Source organism: Flavobacterium orientale, from assembly GCF_014638005.1.
Lineage (GTDB): Bacteria > Bacteroidota > Bacteroidia > Flavobacteriales > Flavobacteriaceae > Flavobacterium > Flavobacterium orientale.
The window spans coordinates 1-625 of the sequence record NZ_BMFG01000036.1 but is presented as its reverse complement, the minus strand read 5'-3'; the positions used below and the strand labels follow the sequence as shown (position 1 = coordinate 625).

The following is a 625-nucleotide window of genomic DNA, read 5'->3' as shown; positions in this document are numbered from 1 at the left end:
CCAGCCACAAGCCAGCAGCCGCAATCGACAGCAGCCAGGGCGCAGGATCCTGCGGCAACAGCAAGACCGAGCATCGGGGAGCTCTACGAGCACGCCAAGCACCAGCAGCCAGCGAGCCAGCAGAGCCAAGACAGCAAGTTCAGATGGGTAATCCAGCAGAACCTTGCAGACTTGAAGAAGAACCCGAACAACAAGCCTGCCAAGGATTCGCTGACAAGATACTACGAGAAGGGAGTTCTGCAGCGGCTTGGCATTGACTGGAAGCCCGAAAAATAACGAATGAGGGCAAAATCAGCCGCTCTGGGACGTTTTCACGCTTCGGGCGGTAAATTATAAGGCAAACAGATTTTAAACGCTTAAAACAAAAGAATTATGGCAAAAGAAGTATGTATTGTAAACAACGAATGCTTTAATACAGATTACCCAGTAGGGGCGACAATTAGCATTGAAGGTGTAAATTGCAAGGTGGTTGAGGATATAGGTCTATCTGAATATAACTGCTACGAGTGCATCTTGAACGGTAAGAGAGAAGGCATTATGTGCAGGAATCTTGCTTGTCTGAATAGTGAAAGAGAAGACCGCAAGGACGTACACTTCGTAAAGATTGAAAGCCATGAATGAATTA

General features: G+C 47.4%; 1 protein-coding gene. It reads left to right on the top strand.

What is annotated here, in order from left to right; translation table 11 throughout:
• Window positions 1-276: hypothetical protein (locus IEV15_RS14530; RefSeq protein WP_188363260.1), on the top strand; the 276-nt coding region annotated here is incomplete at its 5' end.
• Between the last annotated feature and the right edge of the window lie 349 nt (window positions 277-625).